Source organism: Actinophytocola sp. (assembly GCF_045807065.1).
In the GTDB taxonomy this organism is placed as follows: domain Bacteria; phylum Actinomycetota; class Actinomycetes; order Mycobacteriales; family Pseudonocardiaceae; genus Actinophytocola.
In genome coordinates, this window is sequence record NZ_JBJMIE010000681.1 from 1 (window position 1) to 22,211 (window position 22,211).

Annotated in this window: 22 protein-coding genes and 2 pseudogenes; 14 read left to right on the plus strand and 10 right to left on the minus strand. The window is 69.5% G+C overall.

The window, feature by feature from the left end; genetic code table 11:
* A partial coding sequence (locus ACJ73U_RS40105) for an alcohol dehydrogenase catalytic domain-containing protein (protein WP_407783012.1) occupies window positions 1-662 on the minus strand: 662 nt, incomplete at its 3' end.
* Between the two features lie 135 nt (window positions 663-797).
* On the opposite strand from ACJ73U_RS40105, the gene ACJ73U_RS40110 reads away from it, so the two are divergent.
* Window positions 798-1,688, plus strand: a complete 891-nt coding sequence (locus ACJ73U_RS40110) for a helix-turn-helix transcriptional regulator (RefSeq protein WP_407783013.1) — start codon at window positions 798-800, stop codon at window positions 1,686-1,688.
* Between the two features lie 239 nt (window positions 1,689-1,927).
* On the opposite strand, the gene ACJ73U_RS40115 is transcribed toward ACJ73U_RS40110, so the two are convergent.
* The 4 genes from ACJ73U_RS40115 to ACJ73U_RS40130 form a co-directional block, all read right to left on the minus strand.
* Window positions 1,928-2,314, minus strand: a complete 387-nt coding sequence (locus tag ACJ73U_RS40115; RefSeq protein WP_407783014.1) for a hypothetical protein — start codon at window positions 2,312-2,314, stop codon at window positions 1,928-1,930.
* A complete protein-coding gene (locus tag ACJ73U_RS40120; protein WP_407783015.1) occupies window positions 2,274-2,804 on the minus strand; it encodes a hypothetical protein in 531 nt (176 codons plus the stop codon). The genes ACJ73U_RS40115 and ACJ73U_RS40120 overlap by 41 nt, the downstream gene beginning before the upstream one ends.
* Complete coding sequence (locus ACJ73U_RS40125) at window positions 2,801-3,028, minus strand: carbon monoxide dehydrogenase (protein ID WP_407783016.1); 228 nt, start codon at window positions 3,026-3,028, stop codon at window positions 2,801-2,803. Before ACJ73U_RS40125 ends, ACJ73U_RS40120 begins: the two co-directional genes overlap by 4 nt.
* A 202-nt stretch (window positions 3,029-3,230) precedes the next feature.
* A complete protein-coding gene (locus tag ACJ73U_RS40130) occupies window positions 3,231-3,881 on the minus strand; it encodes an SDR family NAD(P)-dependent oxidoreductase (RefSeq protein ID WP_407783017.1) in 651 nt (216 codons plus the stop codon).
* Window positions 3,882-4,043: 162 nt separating this feature from the next.
* On the opposite strand from ACJ73U_RS40130, the gene ACJ73U_RS40135 reads away from it, so the two are divergent.
* The 4 genes from ACJ73U_RS40135 to ACJ73U_RS40150 all read left to right on the plus strand — a co-directional run bounded on the left by ACJ73U_RS40135 (window position 4,044) and on the right by ACJ73U_RS40150 (window position 9,494).
* Entirely contained in the window at window positions 4,044-5,231 is a 1,188-nt protein-coding gene (locus ACJ73U_RS40135; RefSeq protein ID WP_407783018.1) for an MFS transporter, read from the plus strand.
* 71 nt (window positions 5,232-5,302) lie between these two features.
* Window positions 5,303-6,109, plus strand: a complete 807-nt coding sequence (locus tag ACJ73U_RS40140) for an NAD(P)-dependent oxidoreductase (RefSeq protein WP_407783019.1) — start codon at window positions 5,303-5,305, stop codon at window positions 6,107-6,109.
* Entirely contained in the window at window positions 6,106-8,520 is a 2,415-nt protein-coding gene (locus ACJ73U_RS40145; RefSeq protein WP_407783020.1) for a beta-glucosidase, read from the plus strand. Before ACJ73U_RS40140 ends, ACJ73U_RS40145 begins: the two co-directional genes overlap by 4 nt.
* 23 nt (window positions 8,521-8,543) lie before the next feature.
* Complete coding sequence (locus ACJ73U_RS40150) at window positions 8,544-9,494, plus strand: D-2-hydroxyacid dehydrogenase (RefSeq protein WP_407783021.1); 951 nt, start codon at window positions 8,544-8,546, stop codon at window positions 9,492-9,494.
* A gap of 159 nt (window positions 9,495-9,653) precedes the next feature.
* On the opposite strand, the pseudogene ACJ73U_RS40155 reads toward ACJ73U_RS40150, so the two are convergent.
* The 3 genes and pseudogenes from ACJ73U_RS40155 to ACJ73U_RS40165 form a co-directional block, all read right to left on the minus strand.
* Window positions 9,654-9,791: pseudogene (locus ACJ73U_RS40155) on the minus strand (substrate-binding domain-containing protein); the annotation flags it as partial.
* A 201-nt stretch (window positions 9,792-9,992) separates the two neighbouring features.
* A complete protein-coding gene (locus tag ACJ73U_RS40160) occupies window positions 9,993-10,517 on the minus strand; it encodes a Clp protease N-terminal domain-containing protein (RefSeq protein WP_407783022.1) in 525 nt (174 codons plus the stop codon).
* A 308-nt stretch (window positions 10,518-10,825) separates the two neighbouring features.
* Window positions 10,826-11,071: a hypothetical protein gene (locus tag ACJ73U_RS40165; protein WP_407783023.1), complete on the minus strand. Its 246-nt coding sequence runs from the start codon at window positions 11,069-11,071 to the stop codon at window positions 10,826-10,828.
* Between the two features lie 722 nt (window positions 11,072-11,793).
* Here ACJ73U_RS40165 and ACJ73U_RS40170 point away from each other — a divergent pair.
* From ACJ73U_RS40170 to ACJ73U_RS40195, 6 genes are all read left to right on the plus strand, one after another.
* Window positions 11,794-12,114, plus strand: coding sequence for an urease subunit gamma (locus ACJ73U_RS40170; RefSeq protein ID WP_407783024.1), 321 nt, complete (start codon window positions 11,794-11,796; stop codon window positions 12,112-12,114).
* On the plus strand, window positions 12,111-12,671 hold the full coding sequence (locus ACJ73U_RS40175) for an urease subunit beta (protein ID WP_407783025.1): 561 nt from the start codon (window positions 12,111-12,113) through the stop codon (window positions 12,669-12,671). The genes ACJ73U_RS40170 and ACJ73U_RS40175 overlap by 4 nt, the downstream gene beginning before the upstream one ends.
* Window positions 12,672-12,782: 111 nt before the next feature.
* Window positions 12,783-14,696, plus strand: a complete 1,914-nt coding sequence (locus ACJ73U_RS40180; protein WP_407783026.1) for an urease subunit alpha — start codon at window positions 12,783-12,785, stop codon at window positions 14,694-14,696.
* Between the two features lie 11 nt (window positions 14,697-14,707).
* Window positions 14,708-15,367, plus strand: coding sequence for an urease accessory protein UreF (locus tag ACJ73U_RS40185; protein ID WP_407783027.1), 660 nt, complete (start codon window positions 14,708-14,710; stop codon window positions 15,365-15,367).
* Window positions 15,357-16,079: an urease accessory protein UreG gene (ureG, locus tag ACJ73U_RS40190; RefSeq protein WP_407783028.1), complete on the plus strand. Its 723-nt coding sequence runs from the start codon at window positions 15,357-15,359 to the stop codon at window positions 16,077-16,079. The genes ACJ73U_RS40185 and ureG overlap by 11 nt, the downstream gene beginning before the upstream one ends.
* On the plus strand, window positions 16,076-16,882 hold the full coding sequence (locus ACJ73U_RS40195; protein ID WP_407783029.1) for an urease accessory protein UreD: 807 nt from the start codon (window positions 16,076-16,078) through the stop codon (window positions 16,880-16,882). Before ureG ends, ACJ73U_RS40195 begins: the two co-directional genes overlap by 4 nt.
* A 506-nt stretch (window positions 16,883-17,388) precedes the next feature.
* Here the strand turns inward: ACJ73U_RS40195 and ACJ73U_RS40200 are convergent.
* Complete coding sequence (locus ACJ73U_RS40200) at window positions 17,389-17,778, minus strand: hypothetical protein (RefSeq protein WP_407783030.1); 390 nt, start codon at window positions 17,776-17,778, stop codon at window positions 17,389-17,391.
* 257 nt (window positions 17,779-18,035) lie between these two features.
* Between ACJ73U_RS40200 and ACJ73U_RS40205 the strand changes: the two are divergent.
* The 3 genes and pseudogenes from ACJ73U_RS40205 to ACJ73U_RS40215 form a co-directional block, all read left to right on the plus strand.
* A pseudogene (locus ACJ73U_RS40205) lies at window positions 18,036-18,332 on the plus strand (sigma factor); the annotation flags it as partial.
* A 313-nt stretch (window positions 18,333-18,645) separates the two neighbouring features.
* Window positions 18,646-19,293 (plus strand): response regulator transcription factor, encoded by a 648-nt coding sequence (locus ACJ73U_RS40210; protein ID WP_407783031.1) that lies wholly within the window; start codon window positions 18,646-18,648, stop codon window positions 19,291-19,293.
* Window positions 19,290-20,549, plus strand: a complete 1,260-nt coding sequence (locus tag ACJ73U_RS40215; RefSeq protein ID WP_407783032.1) for a sensor histidine kinase — start codon at window positions 19,290-19,292, stop codon at window positions 20,547-20,549. Before ACJ73U_RS40210 ends, ACJ73U_RS40215 begins: the two co-directional genes overlap by 4 nt.
* 104 nt (window positions 20,550-20,653) lie before the next feature.
* Here the strand turns inward: ACJ73U_RS40215 and ACJ73U_RS40220 are convergent, their stop codons facing one another.
* A complete protein-coding gene (locus ACJ73U_RS40220) occupies window positions 20,654-22,150 on the minus strand; it encodes an aromatic amino acid ammonia-lyase (RefSeq protein WP_407783033.1) in 1,497 nt (498 codons plus the stop codon).
* Window positions 22,151-22,211 lie beyond the last annotated feature (61 nt).

Genomic DNA, 22,211 nt, shown 5'->3' on the forward strand with positions numbered 1-22,211 from the left:
CCCTCGTCGCCGCGCTCGACGACGACGTCGGTGGCGCCGAACTCCCGGGCGAGCTGCTGGCGGGGCTCGTGGCGGCTCATCGCGATGATCCGCTCGGCGCCGAGCTGCTGGGCGGCCAGCACGCCGAGCAGGCCGACGGCGCCGTCGCCGACGTCGGCGACGGTCTTGCCCGGCTGCACGTCGGCGGCGACGGCGCCGAACCAGCCGGTGCCGTGGACGTGGGAGGCGGCGAGCAGGCTCGGTATGAGGTCGTCGGACGGCACGTCGGGGGTGGCGACGAGAGTGCCGTCGGCCAGGGGGACCCGCAGGTACTCGGCCTGGGCGCCGAGCGGGCCCATCAGCTCGCGCTGGACGCAGGAGGACTGGTAGCCGGACCGGCAGATCTCGCAGGTGTTGTCCGAGGCGAAGAACGAGCCGACCACGAACTGGCCGGGCTTGATCGTGGTGACCTCGCTGCCGACCTCCTCGACGACGCCGACGTACTCGTGGCCCATTGGGGACGGCCCGTCGACGGTCTCGATGCCCCGGTAGGGCCACAGGTCCGACCCGCACACGCAGGTCGCGGACAGGCGGATGACCGCATCCGTCGGGGCGACGATCCTCGGGTCCTCGCGGTCCTCGACCCGGACATCGCCGGGGGCGTGCAGCACAGCGCCGCGCATGACGTTCTCGCTTTCTTCAGCTGTCGAGTCGATCAGTGTCCAGCTAACCCGCGCCACGCGCGACCTGGGAGTTTCTCCCGAAAGGTGTACCGACAGGGCACCCCTCGCACAGGCGGTGGGGCTTACCGTGGACGGGTGGACAATCGTCAGGAAGTTCGCGAGTTCCTCGTGTCGCGGCGCGCCAAGATCACCCCCGAACAGGCCGGGGTGCCCGCCGGGAGCAACCGCCGAGTGCCGGGTCTCCGTCGCAGCGAGGTGGCCGCGCTGGCCGACGTGAGCATCGAGTACTACTCCAAGCTCGAGCGTGGCGCGCTCGCCGGGGTCTCGGCCACCGTGCTGGACGCCATCGCGCGGGCGTTGCAACTCGACGAGGCGGAGCGGGCGCACCTGTTCGACCTGGCCCGCGCCGCGGACGGCACCAGCGCGATCGTCCGCCCCCGGCGCCGGACCAAGGGCAAGCAGTGGACCCCGCACCGGAGCCTGCAGTGGACCCTCGACGCGGTCACCGCGGGACCGGCGTTCGTCCGCAACGGACGGATGGACCTGCTGGCCGCGAACCAGCTCGCACAAGCGTTCTACTCGCCGGTCTACGACAGCCGCGAACAGCCGCCCAACATCGCCCGGTTCCAGTTCCTCGACCAGGCCTCCCACGACTTCTACCCGGACTGGGACGCCTTCGCCGACATCTGCGTCGCGATCCTGCGCACCGAAGCGGGCCGCAACCCGTACGACAAGGAACTCCACGACCTGGTCGGGGAACTGTCCACCCGCAGCGAGGCGTTCCGCACCCGCTGGGGTGCCCACAACGTCCGCCACCACAGCACCGGCCTGAAGACTTTTCACCATCCCGTCGTCGGGGACATCACCATCGCCTACGAGGGCTTGGAGATGGCCACCGAACCGGGCCTCACGCTGACCATCTACACCGCCGAGCCCGGCTCCCCTTCCGAGGAAGCGCTGCGGTTGCTCGCCTCCTGGACCGCCTCCCACGAGGCAGAGCCCACCACGCGGAACATCTCCCGCTGACCCCGGAAGAGGCCCGGCCGGGGTGACACGGATCTGGTAACCCCGACCGGGCCTCCCGGGTCTGTGATCAGGTCAGAGCTAAGCGCGACGACACCCAGCGCCGCACCCGGCGACCGGCCGTCGACCTAGGCATCCCAACCGGCTCGCGGCAGCCTCAGGGGAGTCCACATGACCACGATCAGTGCCATGCGAGGTAGTTACAGCGACCTGCCTGCACCCTCACCGAACCAGATGTCGCCCTACCAGATGATCACGCCGCACCCGGACGCACGTGCGCGGGCAGCAGCCGCCTCGATATTCGCCAGACGCGCCGAGACAGCGTTCATGGTGTCGACGTGCTCGTCCTTGGGCCGATACGGGTTGGGATGGGGTGCGACCACATCCAGGTTGGCCCGGATCATGGCGCACTCCTGCAAGAACTCCTCCACCTCGGCAGGGGCTACGGTGAGGTCGTCAGTGGCGAGGACCGGAAACAACCGGCAGCCCAGTTTGCGCACCGCGTCAGACCCCCACACCGTCCTGCGCCAGTTCTCGAACCCAGCGGCGTCCCCAGAGCCGGGAGGAGTATCCAGCACCTCCATCCGGTCACCCGCGCCGGGGGCAAACACGTACACGCTCAGGCTCATGCCGACACTCGACCACACTGGTCGAGCGCCAGTCCACCAGACATGCCCCTGCACGGCCGCCGTCGGTGGTGAGGTCGGTCGACGGCGGTTCGGCCGCGTAGGTGACCCTGACCAGGCTCGCCGCGTGCTGCGCGGCCTCCAGCGTGTCCGCCACCACGACCGCCACCGGCTGGCCGAAGAACAGCACCCGGTCGTCCTGGAACACCCGCAGCCGCTCACCCGGCGGGTTGTTCGAACCCGGGTTGTCCACATAGGGCAGCCGAGGCGCGTTGCCATGGTGGAGCACCGCACGCACACCGGGCTGGTCGAGCGCGGCACGGGTGTCGACACCGGTGATCCGGCCGCGTCGCACGGTGGCGTCGACCATGACGCCGTAGGCGACACCGGCCACGTCGTGGTCGGCGGCGTAGGCGGCGTGACCAGTCACCTTCAACCGCCCGTCCACCCGGGACTGCGAGGTGCCGACAGCGTTCTGGGGTTGCGGGGTCACCGGATACCTCCCACGACACGCAGCTGACGTTCGACCGTGCGCTTGAGCAACTCGACCTTGAACTCGTTGTGCGCCAACGGCTTCGTGCCGTCGGCGGCGACCGTGGCCGCTGCGGTCCACAGCCTGTCCGACGGCCGCTCACCAAGCAGGCGCTGCTCCACCGTGGTCAGCTTCCACGGCACCGTGCCGACCCCACCCGCGGCAACCTTTGCCGCGCGGATCACCCCCGCCGCGGATGTGCAGCGCGACCGCGGCGGACGTGAGTGCGAACTCGTAGCTCTGCCGGTCCCGCACCGTGCCAACAGCAGAGGCGGCAAGGAAAGTACGCCGGGACCACGAATCCGTAGCGGCGATCCCGGGCGGTGGTGGCAATGGAGTCGGTATACGGTCGAGAACACCACGCAGCGAGGTCGCGTCGCTGGTTCTTCATGCGGCACCGACGGTGGTGCGGAACGGACCACGCCGGGTGTGGATCGTCCAGAGCCGTTCGGCCAGCACGTCCGGCGCGTGGAGCGGGTCACCGCCGCCGATGGCGCCGGGAATGATCAGCTGGCCGACGTGGATGTTCACCCGCGCGAGGGCGTCGTGGAGCATCGCCCCGTAGGCGGACTCCCCGGCGAACGCGATCGAGGTGCCCGCGACGTTACCATTCGGGGTCGCCGCGCTCGCGCCGTTGACCAGTAGAACGGTACCGCGCCCCAGGTCGCTCATGCCGGGCAGCACCTGCCCGACCGCCGCGACCGGGCCCAGGATCGAGAACTCGACCGCCGCGGACAGCTCGTCGGCCGTCGTGTCCAGCACGGGACGCAGGAACTCGCGGCGTGGCACCGGGCTGTACTGCAGCACCTCGACCGGCCCCAACTCCTCGGCCGCGGCCGCCAGTGCCCGGGTCAGCCCGTCCCGGTCGTGCACGTCCGCCGGGTACGCCTTGGCGGTGATCCCCCGCACACCCAAGTCCTCGGCGAGGTTCTCGGGACGGCGCGAGATCAGCGCGACGGAGAACCCTTCGCGCCCGAACCGCTCGGCGACAGCCGCGCCCAGACCTGGCCCGGCACCGACAATCGCGATCGTCGTCATGGTGGTCCCTTCTTTCGCATCTCTCCCGCACGCTAGGCAGCCTCGCCCGGTTCTGGGAGGCACTGGCAGTACACCTTTCGGTGGACACTCCCCGGCCGGCCGCGGAGCTGATGACCTGAGAACGCCACATCGCAGCGTCAACAGAGAGGGACCGACCTCGCCATGTCCACCACCGTTCCGTCATCCGGCCGGCTGCCGTTCGTGATCTACGTGCTCGCCGCGGGTGTGTTCCTGATGGGCACGACCGAGTTCGTCGTCGCCGGCATCCTGCCCGAGATCGCACACGACCTCGGCATCCCCGTCGCTGACGCGGGCCTGACCATCACGGTCTTCGCGCTCGGGATGATCGTCGGCACCCCCACCATGGCGATCCTCACCCTCACGCTCCCCCGCCGGACGACACTGAGCCTCGCGCTGGTGGTCTACGCGCTCGGGCACGTCGTCGTCGCGAGTAGCACGAGCTTCCCGCTGATCCTCGGGGCGCGGTTCGTGACCGCGCTGGCCACCGGCGCGTTCTGGGCCGTCGCCGCAGTCGTCGGCGCGAAGTCCGCCGGCTCGGCGGCGAGTTCGCGGGCGCTGGGGATCGTGCTTGGCGGTGGCATGCTCGCCAACGTCATCGGGGTCCCGCTCGGCGCGTTCGCCGGGCAGGTGATCGGCTGGCGCGGCACGTTCTGGGCGCTCGCCGCCCTCGCGGTGCCCGCCGCGGTCATCGTCTACCGGCGGGTCGCCGCCGACCCCGGGTCAGCTCCGGCCCCGTCGGTGCGGGCGGAGATCGCGAGCCTGCGCGACGGACGTGTCTGGCTCGTCCTGGCGGGCTGCGGGATCGTGTGTGGTTCGTCGCTGGCCGCCTACAGCTTCATCGCACCGCTGCTGACGACGAACAGCGGCCTCGCCACTGCGGCGGTGCCCCTCGTGCTCGCTGGCTACGGGGTGGGCGCGTTCATCGGCTCGAACCTCGGCGGCCGCCTCGGCGCACACCGCCCCTACGCGGTCCTGTTCGTCTCGACGACGGCGACGTTCCTCGTACTCGCCGCGCTCGCCGTGTTCTCCCACATCCCGGTGGTCACGATCGCGCTCGTGGTGCTGCTAGGCCTGTTCGGCATGGCCACCAACCCGGTCCTGATCGGCATGGCCGTGCGCTACGCCGCCCACGCCCCCACGCTCGCGTCAGCGCTGAGCACCTCGTCGTTCAACCTCGGCACCGCGGTCGGCTCGTGGCTCGCCGGGTTCGCACTGGAGTCCGCCCTCGGCGCCACCGGCCCGGTCCTCGTCGGCACCGGCATCGCCGCGCTCTACTTCGTGCCACTCACGCTCCTGCTCCGCAAGGAACGCCGCAGAGTCAACGCCTGACCGAGATCAGCGACCTTCTCCACCTGGTTGAAGTCCGCGAACACCAGATCGAGCGGCAGCGCCGCCGCGAGTTGCCGCGCGAGACACCCGAGAAGGCCAAGCTCCTCGCCGAGAAAGGCGGCCGTGTCGCCGAATCGGTGGCCGAAGCCGTCCGGGACGCCGACGTGGTTGTCACGATGCTGCCCGACAGCCCGGACGTCGAGGCGGTCGTCCTCGGCGAAGGCGGCGTGCTCGAGTCGGCGCGTCCTGGCACACTGCTGATCGACGCCAGCACCATCCGCCCCGAGGTCAGCCGCGCCATCGCCGATCGCGCGGGGGCCATCGGCATCAGGGCGCTGGACGCCCCTGTCAGCGGCGGTGAGGCAGGCGCGATCGAGGGGACGCTCTCGATCATGGTCGGCGGCGAGGCGGACGACTACGCCGCGGCGCGGGAAGTTCTCGACGCCGTGGGCAGGACGGTCGTCCACGTTGGACCAGCCGGCGCCGGACAGACCGTCAAGGCCGCCAACCAGCTCATCGTCGGCGGCACCATCCAACTCGTGTCGGAAGCGCTCGTCTTCCTCGCCGCGCACGGAGTCGACCTCCCGTCCGCCGTCACCGTCCTCGGCGGCGGGCTCGCCGGCAGCACGGTCCTGCAACGCAAAGCGCCCGACATGCTGGCACGCCGGTTCGACCCGGGGTTCCGGGTAGACCTCCACCACAAGGACCTCGGCATCGTCATCGCGGCGGCGCGGGACGCGGGCGTGGCGGTACCGTTGGGCTCACACGTGGCCGACCTGATGGCGTCGCTGCGCGCGCGGGGCGCGGGATCCCTCGACCACTCCGCACTCCTGCTGCAAGTCGAGCGTCTGTCCGGAAAGGACAACGAACTGCGATGAACGACGAACAACTGCATGGCCTCGTCGACCGGCTCACCCTCGAACAGAAGGTGCACCTGCTGACCGGGCGAGACTTCTGGAGCACCACGCCCATCGACGCGATCGGGCTGCGTTCGATGGTGTTCTCGGACGGGCCGTCCGGCGTGCGGGGGCCGGTGTGGGACGAGCGGTTCCCGTCGATCAACCTGCCGTCCGCCAGCGCACTGTCCTCGTCATGGGACCGCGCCACCGCGAGGGCGTACGGGCAGGTCTGCGCGGCCGAGGCACGGCGCAAGGGCGTCGACGTCGTGCTGGGCCCGACGATCAACCTGCACCGCTCCCCGCTGGGCGGCCGCCACTTCGAGGCGTTCAGCGAGGATCCGCTCCTCACCGCGGAACTCGCCGCGTCCTATGTGGATGGTGTGCAGAGCAGTGGCGTCGCCGCGACACCGAAACACTACGTGGCCAACGACTTCGAGACCGAACGGTTCACCGCCAGCGTCGAGGTCGACGAGCGGACGCTGCGGGAGGTCTACCTCCGGCCGTTCGAGACCGCGTCGCACGCGTGGGCAGTGATGAGCTCGTACAACTCTGTCAACGGCGTCACCGCGACCGAGCACGACCTGCTGGAGAGCCCGCTCAACAGCGAGTGGGGCTTCGACGGAATCGTGGTCAGCGACTGGGCGGCCGTCCGCTCGATCGCCGCCGCCCGCGCGGCACAGGACCTCGCGATGCCGGATCCCGACGGCGCGTGGGGCGACGCGCTCGTCGCGGCGGTGCGAGCCGGTGACGTCCCGGAGGCGGCGATCGACCGCAAGGTGCTGCGCATCCTCCGGCTCGCCACGCGCGTCGGGGCACTCGACGGGACCAGTCCACGGGAACCCGTCACCGTCGACGGCGGCGCGCTGGCCCGCACGGCGGAGATCGACGGCACCGTGCTCGTCGCGAACGACGGGATCCTCCCGCTCGACCCCGCGCCCGGCCGGATCGCCGTCATCGGGCACAACGCCGTCGTGGCCCGGTCGCAGGGCGGCGGCAGCGCGACCGTCGTGCCGGAGAAGGTCGTCAGCCCGCTCACCGGCATCACGGCCGCCTTCCCCGACGCATCTGTCGACTTCGCCGTCGGCGCTGTCGTCCAGGAAGGACTGAGCGACCTTCCTCTCGACGAACTGCGCAACCCCGCTACGGGGAAGCCGGGTGTGCGCCTTCGTCTCCTCGACGCGGACGGCGAGGTCCTGTTCACCGAGGACCGGCTCGCCACCTCGTTCGTCTGGTTCGGCGGTGACGCGCCCATCGCCCGAGGACGGACACTGGAGGTGGCCACGACCTGGACCCCTACCCGGAGCGGCGAGGTCGATCTCGGTTTCAGTGGCGTCGGCCGCGGACGCGTCCAACTCGCCGGCGAGACGATCGTCGACGAGGCCGCGGTACCGGATGGCGACGACCTCGGGGCGGGGCTCCTGTCGCCGCCCAGTCGCACCGGCCGCGTGTCCGTGGCAGCCGGGCGCGCCTACGACGTGGTGTTCCGCTTCGACTACGAGCCCGGCCCCGGCGGACTCGCGGGGGCCCTGGCCGCGGGCTTCGGACTGGGACCGGACATGTCGGACCCCGAGGCGTTGCTCGACGAGGCAGCGGCGCTCGCCGCCGACGCCGACGTGGTCGTCCTCGTCGTGGGCACCAACAGCAGGGTCGAGTCCGAGGGGCGTGACCGCGCAAACCTCGACCTGCCGGGTCGTCAGAACGAACTCGCCCGGCGTGTCATCGCCGTCAACCCGAGGACGGTGCTCGTCGTGAACGCGGGCTCGCCCGTGCTCCTGCCATGGGCGGACCAGGCGGCGGCCGTACTGGTCACGTGGTTCGGCGGGCAGGAGTACGGCACGGCGCTCGCCGACATCCTCACCGGAGCGGCCGAGCCCGGCGGGCGCATGCCGACCACCTGGCCACGCGAGTTCGACGACCTTCCGGTGTCGAACGTGACACCGGCCGACGGCCGCCTCCCCTACGACGAGGGCGTGCACATCGGCTACCGGGCCTGGCTGCGCGCGGACCGCGACCCCCTTTACTGGTTCGGACACGGGCTGGGCTACACGACGTTCGACACCGGCGACCCTCGGGCGGCCCCCGCAGAGGACGGGTACGTGCTCGTCGTGCCCGTGCGCAACACAGGAACGCGGCGCGGCAAGCACGTGGTCCAGGTCTACGCCGCACGTCCGGACACCGCGGTGGACCGCCCGATCCGCTGGCTGGTCGGATTCGAGGCCGTCGAACTCGACGCGGGCGAATCGACCGAGGTCCAGGTGGCCGTCCCGCGACGTGCCTTCGCCCACTGGGACGCGGGTTGGGCGTACGAACCAGGCGACTTCCACCTGATGGTCGGCCGCTCGGCCGGCGACGTGGGCACGCCGGTGACGATCACCGAGGCGCCACGGTGAGCGCAGCTTGCGGAGCGGGCGTCGTGAGCGAACGCCTCATCCTCCTGACACAGGCGCCCGTAACGGACGACACGCTGCGTCGGCTGCGCGAGACCGCACCGTCGTTCAGGATCGTCGTCGAGCCCGATGCCGAGCTGATCGCCACCGCCGAGGTGATCGCCGGCCATCTCGAGCCGGACGAGCTCGTCCGCGCCACCAACCTGCGGTGGAACCATCTGTGGACGGCCGGCGCCGACGCCGACCTGCCACCCGAGATGGTCGAACGCGACATCGTCCTGACCTCGTCGGCGGGCAACGGCGCCATACCCTTGGCGGAACACGCGCTTCTGCTGATGCTGATGCTCAACCGCGACGTGCCGCGCTGGCTGGCGGCGCAGAACGCGCGGCAGTGGGACCGGTTCCGGCACGGCGAACTCGCCGGGAAGACCGTCGGCATCATCGGCATGGGCAACGCGGGCCGCGACCTGGCTGGCAAGTGCGCCGCGTTCCACATGCGCGTACTCGGACTGCGGAACCACCCGACCATCCCCGCGGACCACGTCGACCGGATGTACGGCCCGGACCAGGTCGTCGACCTCGCCCGCGAGTGCGATTTCCTGGTGGTCACAGCGCCCCTGACCCCGGCGACGCGCGGGCTGGTCGATACCGAGGTCTTCGCCGCGATGAAGCCGACCGCGGTGATCGTCAACGTCTCCCGCGGCGAGATCATCGACGAGCCCGCGATGCTCACCGCCGTCAGCGAGCACCGCATCGCTGGCGCAGGCCTCGACGCACACGCACAGGAACCCCTGCCACCAGACTCCCCGTGGTGGTCGCTTCCCAACGTGGTGATCACCCCACACAACGGCGCCACCACCCCACAAACCCACACCCGCGCGATCGACATCTTCACCGACAACGTCGCCCGCTACGCCGAGGGCCGGCCACTCATCAACGTCGTCGACAAACACGCCGGCTACGCACCGGTGTTGTGAACGGCGCCTTAACTGCGTTAATGCAGTGATCGTGCCGTTCACACATGCCGGGTGTCGCGAGTGGGCGCGACACCCGCTAGGTGCTGGTGGGGCGTTGCTCCGCACGGTCAACACGGTGGCGAGTTCGAGTCCGGTCTGTGTGGGTTGCCCGCCTCGGTCGAGGGCGAGGGCCAGTTCGGTGGCGGCCACGGGCATCTCGACCAGCGGCTGGTGGACAGTGGTCAGCGGCGGGTCGACCAGGGCCCTGACCGGCAGGTCGTCGAAGCCGACCACGCTCAGGTCTCCGGCGATGCGCAGCCCGGCCTCGCGGGCGCCTCCACCAACGACGGTGGCGTCGTGATCAACCTGGCCCGGCTCAACCGGGTCGAGGTGCTCGACCCGCCCACAACGGCCGCACGACGCCTACCCGGACCAGACACTCACCGATCTTGGAACAGTCCCTGACCCGGATGCGGCGCAACGACTTCGTCGCTGTGGCTGGGAGACGCGTCCGTCGGCTCACGAGGAGTCGTTGCCGTGAGCCGGGTCTCGGGTGGGCAGTGGGAACCGCGGCGGGGGCTTTGGCTGGTCGGCTGGGGCGGTCGACGTCAGTAGCGCGGCGACCTGCTCACGGATCCGAGCGGCGTCGGCACCCAGGTCGGCAAGCACCATCGCCGCGACGGTGTCGTCACGGCGGACCATGCCCAGCAGCAGATGCTCGATCCCGACATGGTCGCTGCCGAGCAACTCCGCCTCAGTCCTGCTACGGTCGAAGACCAGCGTCGCCCTCGTGGTCAGGCGCATCGACGCCTCAACGGGAGCCGCACCGGCCCCCGAATAGGCCTGGCGTTCCCGAATGACGTCATGTGTTCGTGCGCCGGCCTGGGCCGGGTCGACGCGCAGCGCCGCGAGGACCGCCGCAGCCGGTCCGTCCGACTCGGCGAGCAGCCCGAGAAACAGGTGCTCGTCACCGATCACAGTGCTGCCGAGCTCACGAGCCAACCGGTGCGCCGCCGCGATGACCCGATGGACACGGTAAGTCATGATCGTGTTCATACACCCCAGTCTGTGCGGACGGTGGGCATGGTCACATGAGGGATACCCCGGGGTCGCACCCTGAGATATCCGTGGACGACCCGCACGGGCTTCACGCTCAGTCCTGACAGCGGACCCGGACCGTCCTGATCAACCCAGCAGCCTGCTCAGCCTGCTCGTCGCGCTCTTCGAGAAGACCTCGGCAGCGGCATACCCCCTGCGCCCCCCGCGCACCGAGGATCCAAGCCATCACCCAGATGGCGATGCTGGCCCAACACAACTCTCCCCTCTCGGCTGGGGCCTGCGCCGGTCACGCCTCAGCGACACCGCCGAGCACGAGATGATCGTCGCCTGCGGCGGACGTGCCACCGATCGATGACGGCGGGGAGTTCGGCCATCAGGTAGGTGTAGAAGTCACGCATCTCGGCCAGGCGGTGGCCGGCGATGCTGTCGTCGCCGACGGCCTCGATGTCCACGTTCGCGGCGTCCTGCATGGTCTTGATCATCTCGTTCTGGCTGGACATCAGGATCGCGCAGGCGCCGTCGCGGAATCGGAAGTGCACCGCTAAACAGGTCCGCGCTCAACGCCAGACCACGCTCAACCAGGCCTACGCGAGCACCCCGAACGCTTCACCCGCCGACCCGACCACCCAAACTGCCCAAGGTCGCCTGAATCAACCAACCCGTCGACCAGCTACAACCAAATCCGTAACACAACCTGTCTCATTTGACTTGACAACTACCGCTGCGCCGGAAAGCTATGTCGACATCGTCGCGCGGGCTCGGGGTGTGTGGGAAGCGCATCGCCTAAATTCCTAGGCTTCAGGAGGCCGGGGCCCTGCCTTGCTGACTCGTGCCACCGGCCTGCTCACCGATTCACGGCCGGTCGTTCGGCCTAGCAGGAGCGTGATCGCAAGCCGAGGTGTCGGGATCAGCACGATCGTCAGCAGGTGGCCCACCTACGGCGGCGCGGTATCCCGGCGGCGCGCAGGTCAACCAACCCTGCCATCCACTCCTCCTGGTCCGCTGCTGGTGTCGCACCGGTGCCAGAGGGAGCGCTCGACTCGTGGCGGTTGTCCAGCCTGTCAGGAGTGTCTCGTTCGGGTGGTCTTTCCGGCGCCAGCCAGCGACTGTCCACTGTGCGTGTTTGAGTTGTCCGCGTACCGTCCTCGATCCACTTGCGTGGAGAGTGCATGGAGTTGTTCTTCACTCGGCGATCGCACGTGTCGGCCGGCGACGGTGCCGCGGATACCAGTGTGAACCGCATCGGACAGGAGGAGGGGACATGCGGCTTTCCCCCAGAGATCGTGAGATGTTGCTGGTGCACGTTGCCGCGGATCTCGCGAGAAAGCGTCAAGCTGACGGAGTCGCGCTCAACTATCCCGAGGCGATGGCGATCATCACCTCCTACATCCTGGAAGAAGCGCGGGCTGGTCGCCAGAGCGTTCCGGAGCTCATGTGCAGCGCCACCTCGGTGTTGCGTCACGGCGACTGCATGGACGGGGTTCCCGAGATGATGAAGAACCTCGCCGTTGAGGCGACATTCCCCGATGGAACCAAACTGGTGGTGCTGCCAGAGCCGATCAAGCTGGACGAGGTGGCATGAGCGTGGTGCCCGGCGAGATAGTGCCCGGCAAGGATTCGACCCCGATTCCCTTCAATGACCCGCCCACCGGTTGGCCGCCGGAGGACTGGAAGTCGCAGAGGTGGCAGCAGGAACGGCCGTGGCGGCACACTGTCCGGGTCAGGAACAACGGGGACCGCGCGATCCAGGTGGGTTCGCATTTTCATTTCTACGAGGTGAACCCCGGGTTCGACGAAGATGATTCCCAGCGTGCGGGAAAGGTCGGACACCGATTGGGAGGTCTCGTGGTCGTCGACGACGAAGACGTAGTGGTGAGCCCCGAAGAGAAGGAGCGGCTAACCGCGGGGTACAGGCTGGACATTCCGGCGGGAACCGCCCGCCGGTTCGAACCGGGTTACTCGTGCGACGTGCGCCTGGTAGCGCTGTCCGGCAGGGGAACCGTGTTCGGGCTGAGCACACAGGGAACGCTGCTGAAATACACCTGGACGCCGGCTTCCAAGAAAGAGAGCCGCGAGGAAACTCAGGAAGAGTCTCGCCCTGAGGTTTCTGAAGATGATCGAATCGATGGGGACGACTGAATGGTTGCGAACGATGAGGGGGATGTCGAGTCGTCGGAGGCCCCGGTAGCGGGGGACGTCGAGCTCTCTGAGGTCCCGACAGGGCTGGGTGGGCGTCAGGATGATGAGCCCATGCATCCACCCCAGCCCACGACGATTACGCGTGAGGAATATCGGAGTTACTTCGGCCCCACGGAGGGGGACGGGGTACGACTCGCCGACACGGACATCGTCATCACCGTGGAACACGACTACAGCAGGGGCCGCTTCGGAAGCGGCAACGAAGTGGTGTTCGGCGGCGGCAAAGTCATCCGTGAATCAATGGGCCAGGGCCCATACAGTCGTGACTACAAAACTGTCGATAAAACTGCCGATAACAGTGGCGGTGAGCATTGGCATGTTCCGGACACGATCATCACCGGTGCTCTCATCCTGGACTGGTGGGGCATCGTCAAAGCGGATGTCGCCCTCAGAGACGGGAAGATCCACGCGATCGGAAAGGCCGGCAACCCGCTCATCATGAGCGATGTGGGGGCTGCCAGCATCAAAGACGTCAAGACGTGCACCCACGACGAGCAGGGGGATCTGGTCATCGGGCCGGAGACCGAGGTCATTGCCGGTAACGGGAAGATCCTGACGGCCGGGGCGATTGACACGCACGTGCATCTCCTGCTGCCCGGGCTGGCCACGCACGCGCTCAGCGGCGGCATCACCACCTTGATCGGCGGCGGCACCGGTATGGCCTCCGGAAGTGTGGCAACGACCACGACCCCGGGGTTCTGGAACCTCCAGCAGATGATCAAGGCGATGGACGGCGTTCCGCTCAATATCGGCCTGCTCGGCAAAGGCAGCATCAGGGCGGACGGTGACTTCGCCGAGATGCGGAGCCAGGCCGAGGCAGGTGCCTGTGGCTTCAAGATCCACGAGGACTGGGGCGCGACCCCGACATCGCTCAGGGACACGCTCAAGGCGGCAGACGACCTGGGCGTGCAGGTGTCGCTGCATTCGGACACGCTCAACGAGGCAGGGTACTTCCAAAGCACCAGGCAGGTCATCGAGAACAGCCGTCGGAGCATCCACAGCTTCCACACCGAGGGCGCAGGCGGCGGACACGCCCCCGACATCCTGCGGATGGCGTCACTCGAACAGGTTCTTCCAGCCTCGACGAATCCGACCCTGCCGTTGACGAGGAACACCACGGCAGAGGCTTTGTGGATGGTGCTGTTGGCCCACCACCTGAACCCCGATGTGTCCACCGACCGGGCCTTCGCCGAAAGCCGCGTGCGAGCACACACCATCTTCGCGGAGAACGTTCTGCATGATTTCGGAGCGTTGTCGATCACCAGTTCGGACGCCCTGGCCATGGGGCGGATCAGCGAGCTGGTGATGCGCACCTGGCAAGCGGCGCACGAGATGAAACGCCATTGGCAAGGCTCAGGACAGAAGTTTCCGTGCAAATCGGAGACAGACGGCATGGACATGAGCGACGACAACAACCGCGCGAAGCGGTATGTCGCCAAATACACCATCAACCCGGCCGTCGCCCAGGGTATCGACAAGTATGTCGGTTCCATCGAGGCTGGGAAGTATGCCGATCTCGTGTTGTGGGACCCGCGGTTTTTCGGTGTCCGAGCCGAGATGGTGCTCCAGGGTGGTGTCCAGGTGTGGGCGGTCTGTGGCGACCCGACCGCCGGGGTGACCCAGCCGGAACCGTACTGGGGCCGCGAGAACTGGGGCAGCGCGGGAAAGGCGGCGGCTTCGTGCACGCGGATGTTCGTGTCCCCTGAGGCTCTGGAGGACGACGAGCGAACTCGCCGCCACGACCCGGGGACCGACAAGCCGTGGGTGGCCGTGACGTCGACGGAACGCACGCGTAAGGGGAATATGAAGAACAATCGGACCTGCCCCGATATCCAGGTCGGTGTCGGCCGCGAGATGGGCGATGTGCCCGAGCCGTATGTCGTGAGAATCAACGAGAAAGAATACCCCGCGCCAGAACATCCGCCCGAGAGCATTCCGATGACCCAGCGGTACTCACTGTTCTAGAGGCCGCCGACATGTCCACTCTGCACGCAGCAGCCCTGCTGCTGACCGACGGGCGGCTTCCGACCGGCGGCCACGCGCACTCCGGCGGCGTCGAGACCGCGGTGGCCACCGGTGCGGTCCGCACCATGCGAGATCTGCGGGACTTCTGCCGAGGCCGGCTGCACACCACCGGCAGCACCGCGGCCGGACTGGCCGCGGCCGCTGCCGACGGTATGGATCTCGTCGACCTGGACGCCGAGGCCGACGCCCGGTGCCCTTCCCCCGCGCTGCGGGCCACCTCCCGCCGGCTCGGGCGGCAGATGATCCGCACCGCACGGCATCTGTGGTGGTCCGAACGGCTCGCAGCCGCCGCGGACACCCCACAGGGGCCACATCACCCCGTGGCCCTGGGGTGCGTGGCGGCCGCGGCGGGGCTGGGTCCACGCGAGGCGGCGCTGCTGGCAGCCGTCGACTCCATCACGGTCCCGGCCGCGGCCGCCCTCCGACTCCTCGGCCTCGACCCGTTCCTGGTCCACGGAGCGCTGGCGGAACTGTCCGCCGAGGCCGACGCGGTGGCCGAACAGGTTGCCACATCGGTCGCCACCGGGACGCTGCCGTCCCGGTCGGCGCCACTTCTGGACGTGTACGCGGAACAACACACGACAATGGAGGTGCATCTCTTTGCATCTTGAACGTGATCATCTCTCACTCACAGGTGGGGCGATCGACACCGCTCCTGCCGCACCGCCGGGCGACCCGGCCGAACGCGGGCTGTGGGTGGGGATCGGCGGCCCGGTCGGGGTCGGGAAGACCGCGCTGGTCGCCGCGATCTGTGAGCAACTACGTGATCAGGTGCGACTGGGCGTCGTCACCAACGACATCTTCACCACCGAGGACGCCGACTACCTCAAGAACCGGGGCGTCCTCCCACCTGAACGCATCGTCGCGGTGGAGACCGGGGCCTGCCCGCACAGCGCCGTCCGCGACGACATCTCGGTCAACCTCGAGGCCGCGGAACAGCTGGCACACGACACACGACGTCGTGACGGCGCACCGCTCGACCTGCTGTTGATCGAAAGCGGCGGCGACAACCTCACGATGACGTTCAGCCGTGGCCTCGTGGACGTCTGGATCTTCGTCCTCGATGTCGCCGGCGGGGACGACGTCCCCCGCAAGGGCGGCCTCGGCACCACCAGCGCCGACCTCCTCGTGATCAACAAAGTCGACCTGGGCCCGCACGTCGGCGCCGACCCGATGCGCATGATGCGGGATGCCCAGGACCGACGAGGCGAGCGCCCCACCATCATGAACTCCCTGCGAGACGACCCGACCGCCTCACAACTGGTCGAATGGATTCGGCAGCAGATGAACAGCCGACGTCTGGCCGGCGCAGGACAACCATGACCCGCCCCGCCGCTACCGGGCGGACCGGCATCCGCGCCAGGGCCCGGCTGACCGTCCGGCAAGGGAAACGGGGACTCACCGTACCCACGCAGATGTTCGGAGAGCCGCCCTACCACCTGCTGAGGGTCGGCCGCGCCGACGCCGTGCCACTGCGGGTCGTCATGACCGGCTCCTGCGCCGCGCCACTGGGCGGCGACCACTACACCGTCGACGTCAATGTGGGATCCGGCGCCGCCGTGGACTTCAGCAGCACCGCCGCGGCCGTCGCACTGCCCTCATCCGACCGAGAACCCTCACACATCGGAACAACCATTCACGTCGACACCGGCGGACGTCTGCGCTGGTCACCCGAACCCACCATCTACGGAGGGGGCAGCCACCACCACACCACCACCACGATCCACCTCGGCGATGACGCCTGCCTCATCTACCGGGAAACCCAGATCCTCGGCCTCCAGGGCAGGCCTCCGGCCGAGGCCCGTTCCCACATCAGGGTCACCCTCGCCGGGAAACCCCTGTGGGACCAGGAGACCGCCTTCGGAGAGGACGTCCCAGGCGGTGCCGGCCCCGCCATCAACGCCGGGGCGCGCGTCCTGCAGCAAACACTGCTGGTCCGCCCCGACCTGTGGTGGCACACCGGAACACACGACATACCCGCACAAGTCCTGGCCCCAGGCAGCTGCCTGCTCCCACTCGCAACCGGCCCCGCCCTACTCATCAGCGTGCAGGCAGACGACGTCCAGGAAGCGACACGCATCTCGGCCAAAGGACTGGCCACAGCAGGTCTGGGCGCCGCCCCATAGAACGACGACGCTCACACTCCGACCGGAACCAACCCGCGTGCCACGACCACCGTCGAGGTGGCCGAGGTCGCGGATCCGGTGTCCGTGAGCACGGTCATCCCCGCTTGGTCTCGCCGCGGAACGCATCGGGCTCGGTGTGTGGGTGAGCGCGGACAGACCCACCAGATGCAGGGCGGTGAGCAACATGCCGCCCGCGATGTCGACGGACTCGTCCACGTAGTCCCCGTTTCCCCGTCAGGTAGTACCACTGGGCGAACACCACTGCTGGTGGGCGCCTGACTGTGCAGTCGACGCCACCGAATCGCGTCCACCACGAACTGTTCGTCCAGCGAGTCGTTCGAGAACGCACGAACCGTCCGCCGCTGCGACATCCGCTCACGCAACCACGCCGATGTCCGACGTGACTGTTCTCGGACATCCACCGCGGCCGGTAGGACCGGACGATACGGGCCGCCGGGTGAAGGGGTGCTCGATTCCATTCCTCGACTCTGCCCGATGGCACCCGTTCACGCCGGAACGTACCGCCTCCTGAAATCATCCGGCGGAAGCGGTATTCGCCGCGCCGACGGCCGCATCACGTAAGTGATGCTCGTGCTGGTGGTCAGGTACATCGTCGCGCGATTCCGCCCATCAGTCGGGATTCCGCTGCTCGTCGGGTTCGAGGTCGGCGCGGTCGTGGTCGCGGTGTTCGCCGGTATGGGCATGATGACGTGATCGCTGTTGGAGGGCGTCGCCTGTGCGGTGAGGTGGTCCCGTTCTGCGGGGCTGGGCGCGAGCGCGGCCGCGGTGTCATAGGCGGCCACGGCGTTCTCGATGTGGCCGAGACGGCGTAGCAGGTCGGCGCGGGTGGCGTGGTAGTCGGGCAGGTTCAGCTGCTCGACCAGGTCGAGCGCCACCCGAGGGCCGTGGACCTCGCCGACCGCGATAGCTCCGTTCAGGGCGACGACCGGTGTCAGCGTGTGGGTGAGGAGCTGATCGTAGTGGGTGAGGATCTGCGGCCAATCGGTTGCCTGGTAGGGACGGGGCCAGCGTTGATCGCGGCCTGGAGCTGGTAGGGGCCGGGGCGGTCGCGTCGTAGGCAGGTCGAACCGCGCCCGGGTCGGATCTTCGTCGTTCTTCGGCGCGTCAACGCCGGCACACCCGTGCGTGGCGCGGCCTGTCCGGGTTCGAGGGGCGGGCCTCGGTGCGGGCCTGGCTGTACCGGATCGCCACCAACCGCTGCCTCAACGCGATGCGCGCGGCCAACCGGCGCGTGCCGGCCGAGCCCACCCCACCGTTCCAGCCACCCGAACCGTCCCGGCGCAGCGAGATCACCTGGCTACAGCCCTACCCGGACACCCTGCTGGACGGCATCACCGACACCGCCCCCGGCCCGGAAGCCCACTACCAGACCAGCGAAGCAGTCGAACTGGCCTTCGTCGCGGCGCTCCAGCGCATGCCGCCCCGCTAGGCGGCCGCCCGGCACGCCAGCCGCCACCCCCGCCGGACTGTTCGTCCTCACCACGGCCGGCGACCGTATCCACACCATCACCCGCTTCCACCTCAACGCCCTCTACCCCCGGTTCGGACTTCCCACCCGGCTCGCGAACCTGGGCTGACGCCGCCGTACCGCCGCCGTTCGGAGTGCGGACCGGCCAAAACAGGCCACCTCGGCTCAGTGCGCCGCACGTGACAACGAAGAGCGAGGCGGCAGGCTTGCGCGGAGTGGGAGTCTGGTCGCTGTGCAGGGAACCACAAGATCCCGGCCGCTCAACCGTTTCCGGTTGCTCCTGGTCGAGGACGACAGTGAGTTGGTGGAGTTGCTCTCCGGCGCGTTACGCGACGAGGGCTACGCCGTGGACGTGGCCGAGGACGGGCAGCGCGGGCTGCACCTCGGGCTCACCCGGCCCTACGACGTCGTGATCATCGACCGCGGCCTGCCCGCTCTCGACGGGCTCGACCTGCTGGTACGGCTGCGGTCCAGGGCCGTGCGGGCGCGGGCGTTGCTGCTCACCGCGCTGGGGACCGTGCACGACCGCGTCGACGGGCTCGACGCCGGCGCCGACGACTACCTCGTGAAGCCGTTCGACCTGGACGAGCTGAGCGCGCGGCTGCGGGCGTTGTGCCGGCGGGCATTGGAACTGACCGACGTGTTGGAGATCGGCGCCGGGCACCTGGACGTCGGGCAACGGGAGGCCGTGCTGCCCCAGGGTGAGCGCGTGCCGTTGTCGGCGCGGGAGTTCGCGCTGCTGCGAGTGCTCGCGACGCACCCGGACCGGGTGCACACGCGGGCGTCGTTGCGGCGGACGGTGTTCGACGACGCCTCCGGATCGTCCATTGTGGACACGTACGTGTACTACCTGCGGACCAAGCTCGGCCGTTCGGTGGTACGCACAGTGCAGGGACTCGGCTACCGGTTGGGGGCGTTGTGAGCCGAGCTTGGGCCGAGGCGGAACGGGTGGTGATCGGGCGGGCACGTGTGCGGGTCAGCGTGCTGGTGGGGCTGGCGATCACCCTGCTGATCGGGGCCGTGGGCGGGATCGCCTACATGGTGATGGTGCACGCGCAGGACACACAGGTCGAGCGCGAGCTGCGGTACAACGCCGTGCACGGGTCACCGTCGACACCGCCGGGGTGCACGTGGCTTTTCTCCCTCGACGGCGGCGTACTCGACCGCGGGGTGCTGCCGGCGCCGAAGGGGTTCCCGCTGCGTGGTGACCTCGACGCGGCGCGGGTGTCGGGCACGGCGATCGAGCGCACCGTCGAGGGCAACGGCACGGAGTACCGGGTGCTCACCCAACCGGGTGCCGGCGACAGCACGGTGCAGGCGATATTCGACACCCGCTACCAGATCGCCGACCGGCAGCATCTCCTGGTGGCGCTGGCTGTCGCGGAGGCCGGCGGGTTGCTCGCGGCGGCCCTGACCGGACTGCTCGTCGGCCGGCGCGCGGTCGCACCACTGGCGGAGGCGCTGGCCAGGCAGCGCCGGTTCGTCACCGACGCGAGCCACGAGCTTCGGACTCCGATCGCTCGGGCGCACACGCGGGTGCAGCTGCTCGCGCGGCGCGCCGCGGCGGCCGACCTCCCCGACGACCACCGGGATGGTCTCGACAAGCTCGCCGGCACGATTCGCGCGCTCGGGGAGGTGGTCGACGACCTGTTGCTGTCGGCACGGCTCACCGATGACCCCGTCGGTGGCCGGACAGTGGATCTGGCCGCGCTGGTGGAGTCCGCGGTGGCGACGGAGACCGACCGGGCCAGCGAGCGGCAGATCAGGCTGACCGTTGAGCGGCCGGCCGGTCCGCTGGTCGTGACCGGTGTCGAGACCGCGTTGCGGCGGGTGGTCGACGAGTTGCTGACCAACGCCGTGCGCCACACACCGGCCGACGGCCGGATCGACGTGCGCGTCGCGCGGGCACGGGGTGGTCACGTCGAGCTGACCGTCTCCGACACCGGCGAGGGGTTCGATCCGGTCGAGGCGGACCGGCTCTTCGACCGGTTCCATCGGGGGCAGGGCGCGCCGGAACGGCGGTTCGGACTGGGGCTCGCACTGCTGCGGGAGGTCGTGACGAGCCACGGAGGCACGGTCGAGGCGGCCAGCCATCCGGGCAGGGGCGCCCAGTTCACGCTGCGGCTGCCCGATGCCGGTGCGATGGCGGAGCGCGGAGTCAGCACCGGATCCCGGTGACCAACTCGGCGGCACGGACAGTCGGGGTCGAGCGGGGCGGATGGCGCTGGCCATGGTGTCGAGTAGGGCGGCGCAGGCCGGTGCGGTGGCGGAGCAGCAGCAGATCAGTACCGGGTCCCGGTGACCAGTTCGGCGGCGACGCGGACGTCGGCGTCGAGCGGGCGGTCGGGGTCGACGGGGCGGATGGCGCCGGCCAGGGTGTCGAGCAGCGCGGCGCAGGCCGGTGCGGTGGGCCGGCGACCGCCGACGTGTACGGCCTGCCGCAGGCCGAGCGCGAGTGAGCCGCACAGCAGCCAGAGCAGTTCGGCGACATCGTGGGCACGCAGTGCGGCCTGGGTACCGAAGGGCACGACGTCCTGGTTGTGCAGGTTCGTCGGCAGGCTCTGGGTGCTGGCGGGCACGGCGGTGCGGCGGATCTCGGCGACGAAGGCGGTCGTCGCGAGTTGGACGCCCTGCAGGCCGTGTTGCTGACCGGGCCCGGCGGCGAGCATCGGTGGCAGGCCGGTGTTGCGCGTGGGATCGACGAGCAGGTCGAGCTGTCGCTCGGCGAGGTTGCCCAGCGACGCGGTGACCATGGCGAGGACGTCGGCGGCGAACGCGGCCGGCTGCCCGAAGAAGTTGCCGCCGTGTGCGACGAGGTCGTCGTCGGGGAAGAAGAGCGGGTTGTCGCTGACACTGGCGAGGTCGGCGGCGACCACGCCGTCCACGTAGCGCAGCGCGTCCTCGGCGGCGCCGAGCAGCTGTGGGGAACACCGGATGCTGTAGGGCTCCTGGAGTGGGCGCTCACCGCTCGGGGTGGCGCCGAACAGGCTGGTGCGCATGTGGTCGGCGACGGTGGTCACGCCGGGGTGGGCGTATGCGGTGACGAGGCGCGGGTCGAGGAACCCGGGGTCGCTGCCGAGGAGGTCCGCGAGCAGGCAGGTGAGGTTCTGGAGAGCCCGGTGGGAGGCGCGGACGCTGTCGAGTGCGAGTGCGGTGGCCGCCGTGGTGACGGAGGTGCCGTTGACGAGAGCGAGGGCGTCGCGGCCGTCGAGAGTGAGTGGGGTGAGGCCGGCCCGGTCCAGCGCCTCGGCCGCGGGCATCCGGCGTCGGTCGACATAGGCGTGCCCCCGACCGCGCAGCGCCTGGGTGGCGTAGGCGAGCGGGATCAGGTCGCCGCTCGCCCCGACCGAGCCGTACCGCGGGATCGCCGGGACGAACGTGGTCGCGAACATCGCGGCGAGCCCGTCGACGACGTGTGCGGAGACCCCGGACATGCCCTGGGCCAGCGACCAGGTCCGCACGAGCAGCGCGGCGCGGGCGATGCCGGCGGGGAGGTCGGGCCCCTGCCCGGCGCCGAGGTGCGCGAGCGTGTTGTCGCACTGGTCGGCCTCCTCGGCGCGGCCCGCGAATCCCACGAGGGCACCGAACCCGGTCTTGGCGCCGTACACCGGCCGCTCGTCGTCAGCCAGCACGGTGCGCAGGAACTCGCGACCCCGGCCGACCCGGTCCCGGACAGCTGGTCCGACGAGCACCGGCAGCGGTGCCGCCGCGCGGTGGAGGTCGTCGCGGCGAAGCGGTGCGCCGAGGTCCACGGGGGTGCCGGTCACGGTCGTGGTCACGGGACGGACGGTAGGCGGCCGATCTCAGAGAGTTCTGAGATTACCTAGGTAGCTTCCGGGA

What these genes read in the sequence shown, in the direction of transcription:
- ACJ73U_RS40115 (WP_407783014.1), bottom strand. Translation starts at nt 2,314, where the DNA reads ATGAGCCTGAGCGTGTACGTGTTTGCCCCCGGCGCGGGTGACCGGATG.
- ACJ73U_RS40130 (WP_407783017.1), bottom strand. Translation starts at nt 3,881, where the DNA reads ATGACGACGATCGCGATTGTCGGTGCCGGGCCAGGTCTGGGCGCGGCT.
- ACJ73U_RS40135 (WP_407783018.1), top strand. Translation starts at nt 4,044, where the DNA reads ATGTCCACCACCGTTCCGTCATCCGGCCGGCTGCCGTTCGTGATCTAC.
- ACJ73U_RS40145 (WP_407783020.1), top strand. Translation starts at nt 6,106, where the DNA reads ATGAACGACGAACAACTGCATGGCCTCGTCGACCGGCTCACCCTCGAA.
- ACJ73U_RS40160 (WP_407783022.1), bottom strand. Translation starts at nt 10,517, where the DNA reads ATGACTTACCGTGTCCATCGGGTCATCGCGGCGGCGCACCGGTTGGCT.
- ACJ73U_RS40170 (WP_407783024.1), top strand. Translation starts at nt 11,794, where the DNA reads ATGCGGCTTTCCCCCAGAGATCGTGAGATGTTGCTGGTGCACGTTGCC.
- ACJ73U_RS40175 (WP_407783025.1), top strand. Translation starts at nt 12,111, where the DNA reads ATGAGCGTGGTGCCCGGCGAGATAGTGCCCGGCAAGGATTCGACCCCG.
- ACJ73U_RS40180 (WP_407783026.1), top strand. Translation starts at nt 12,783, where the DNA reads ATGCATCCACCCCAGCCCACGACGATTACGCGTGAGGAATATCGGAGT.
- ACJ73U_RS40185 (WP_407783027.1), top strand. Translation starts at nt 14,708, where the DNA reads ATGTCCACTCTGCACGCAGCAGCCCTGCTGCTGACCGACGGGCGGCTT.
- ACJ73U_RS40195 (WP_407783029.1), top strand. Translation starts at nt 16,076, where the DNA reads ATGACCCGCCCCGCCGCTACCGGGCGGACCGGCATCCGCGCCAGGGCC.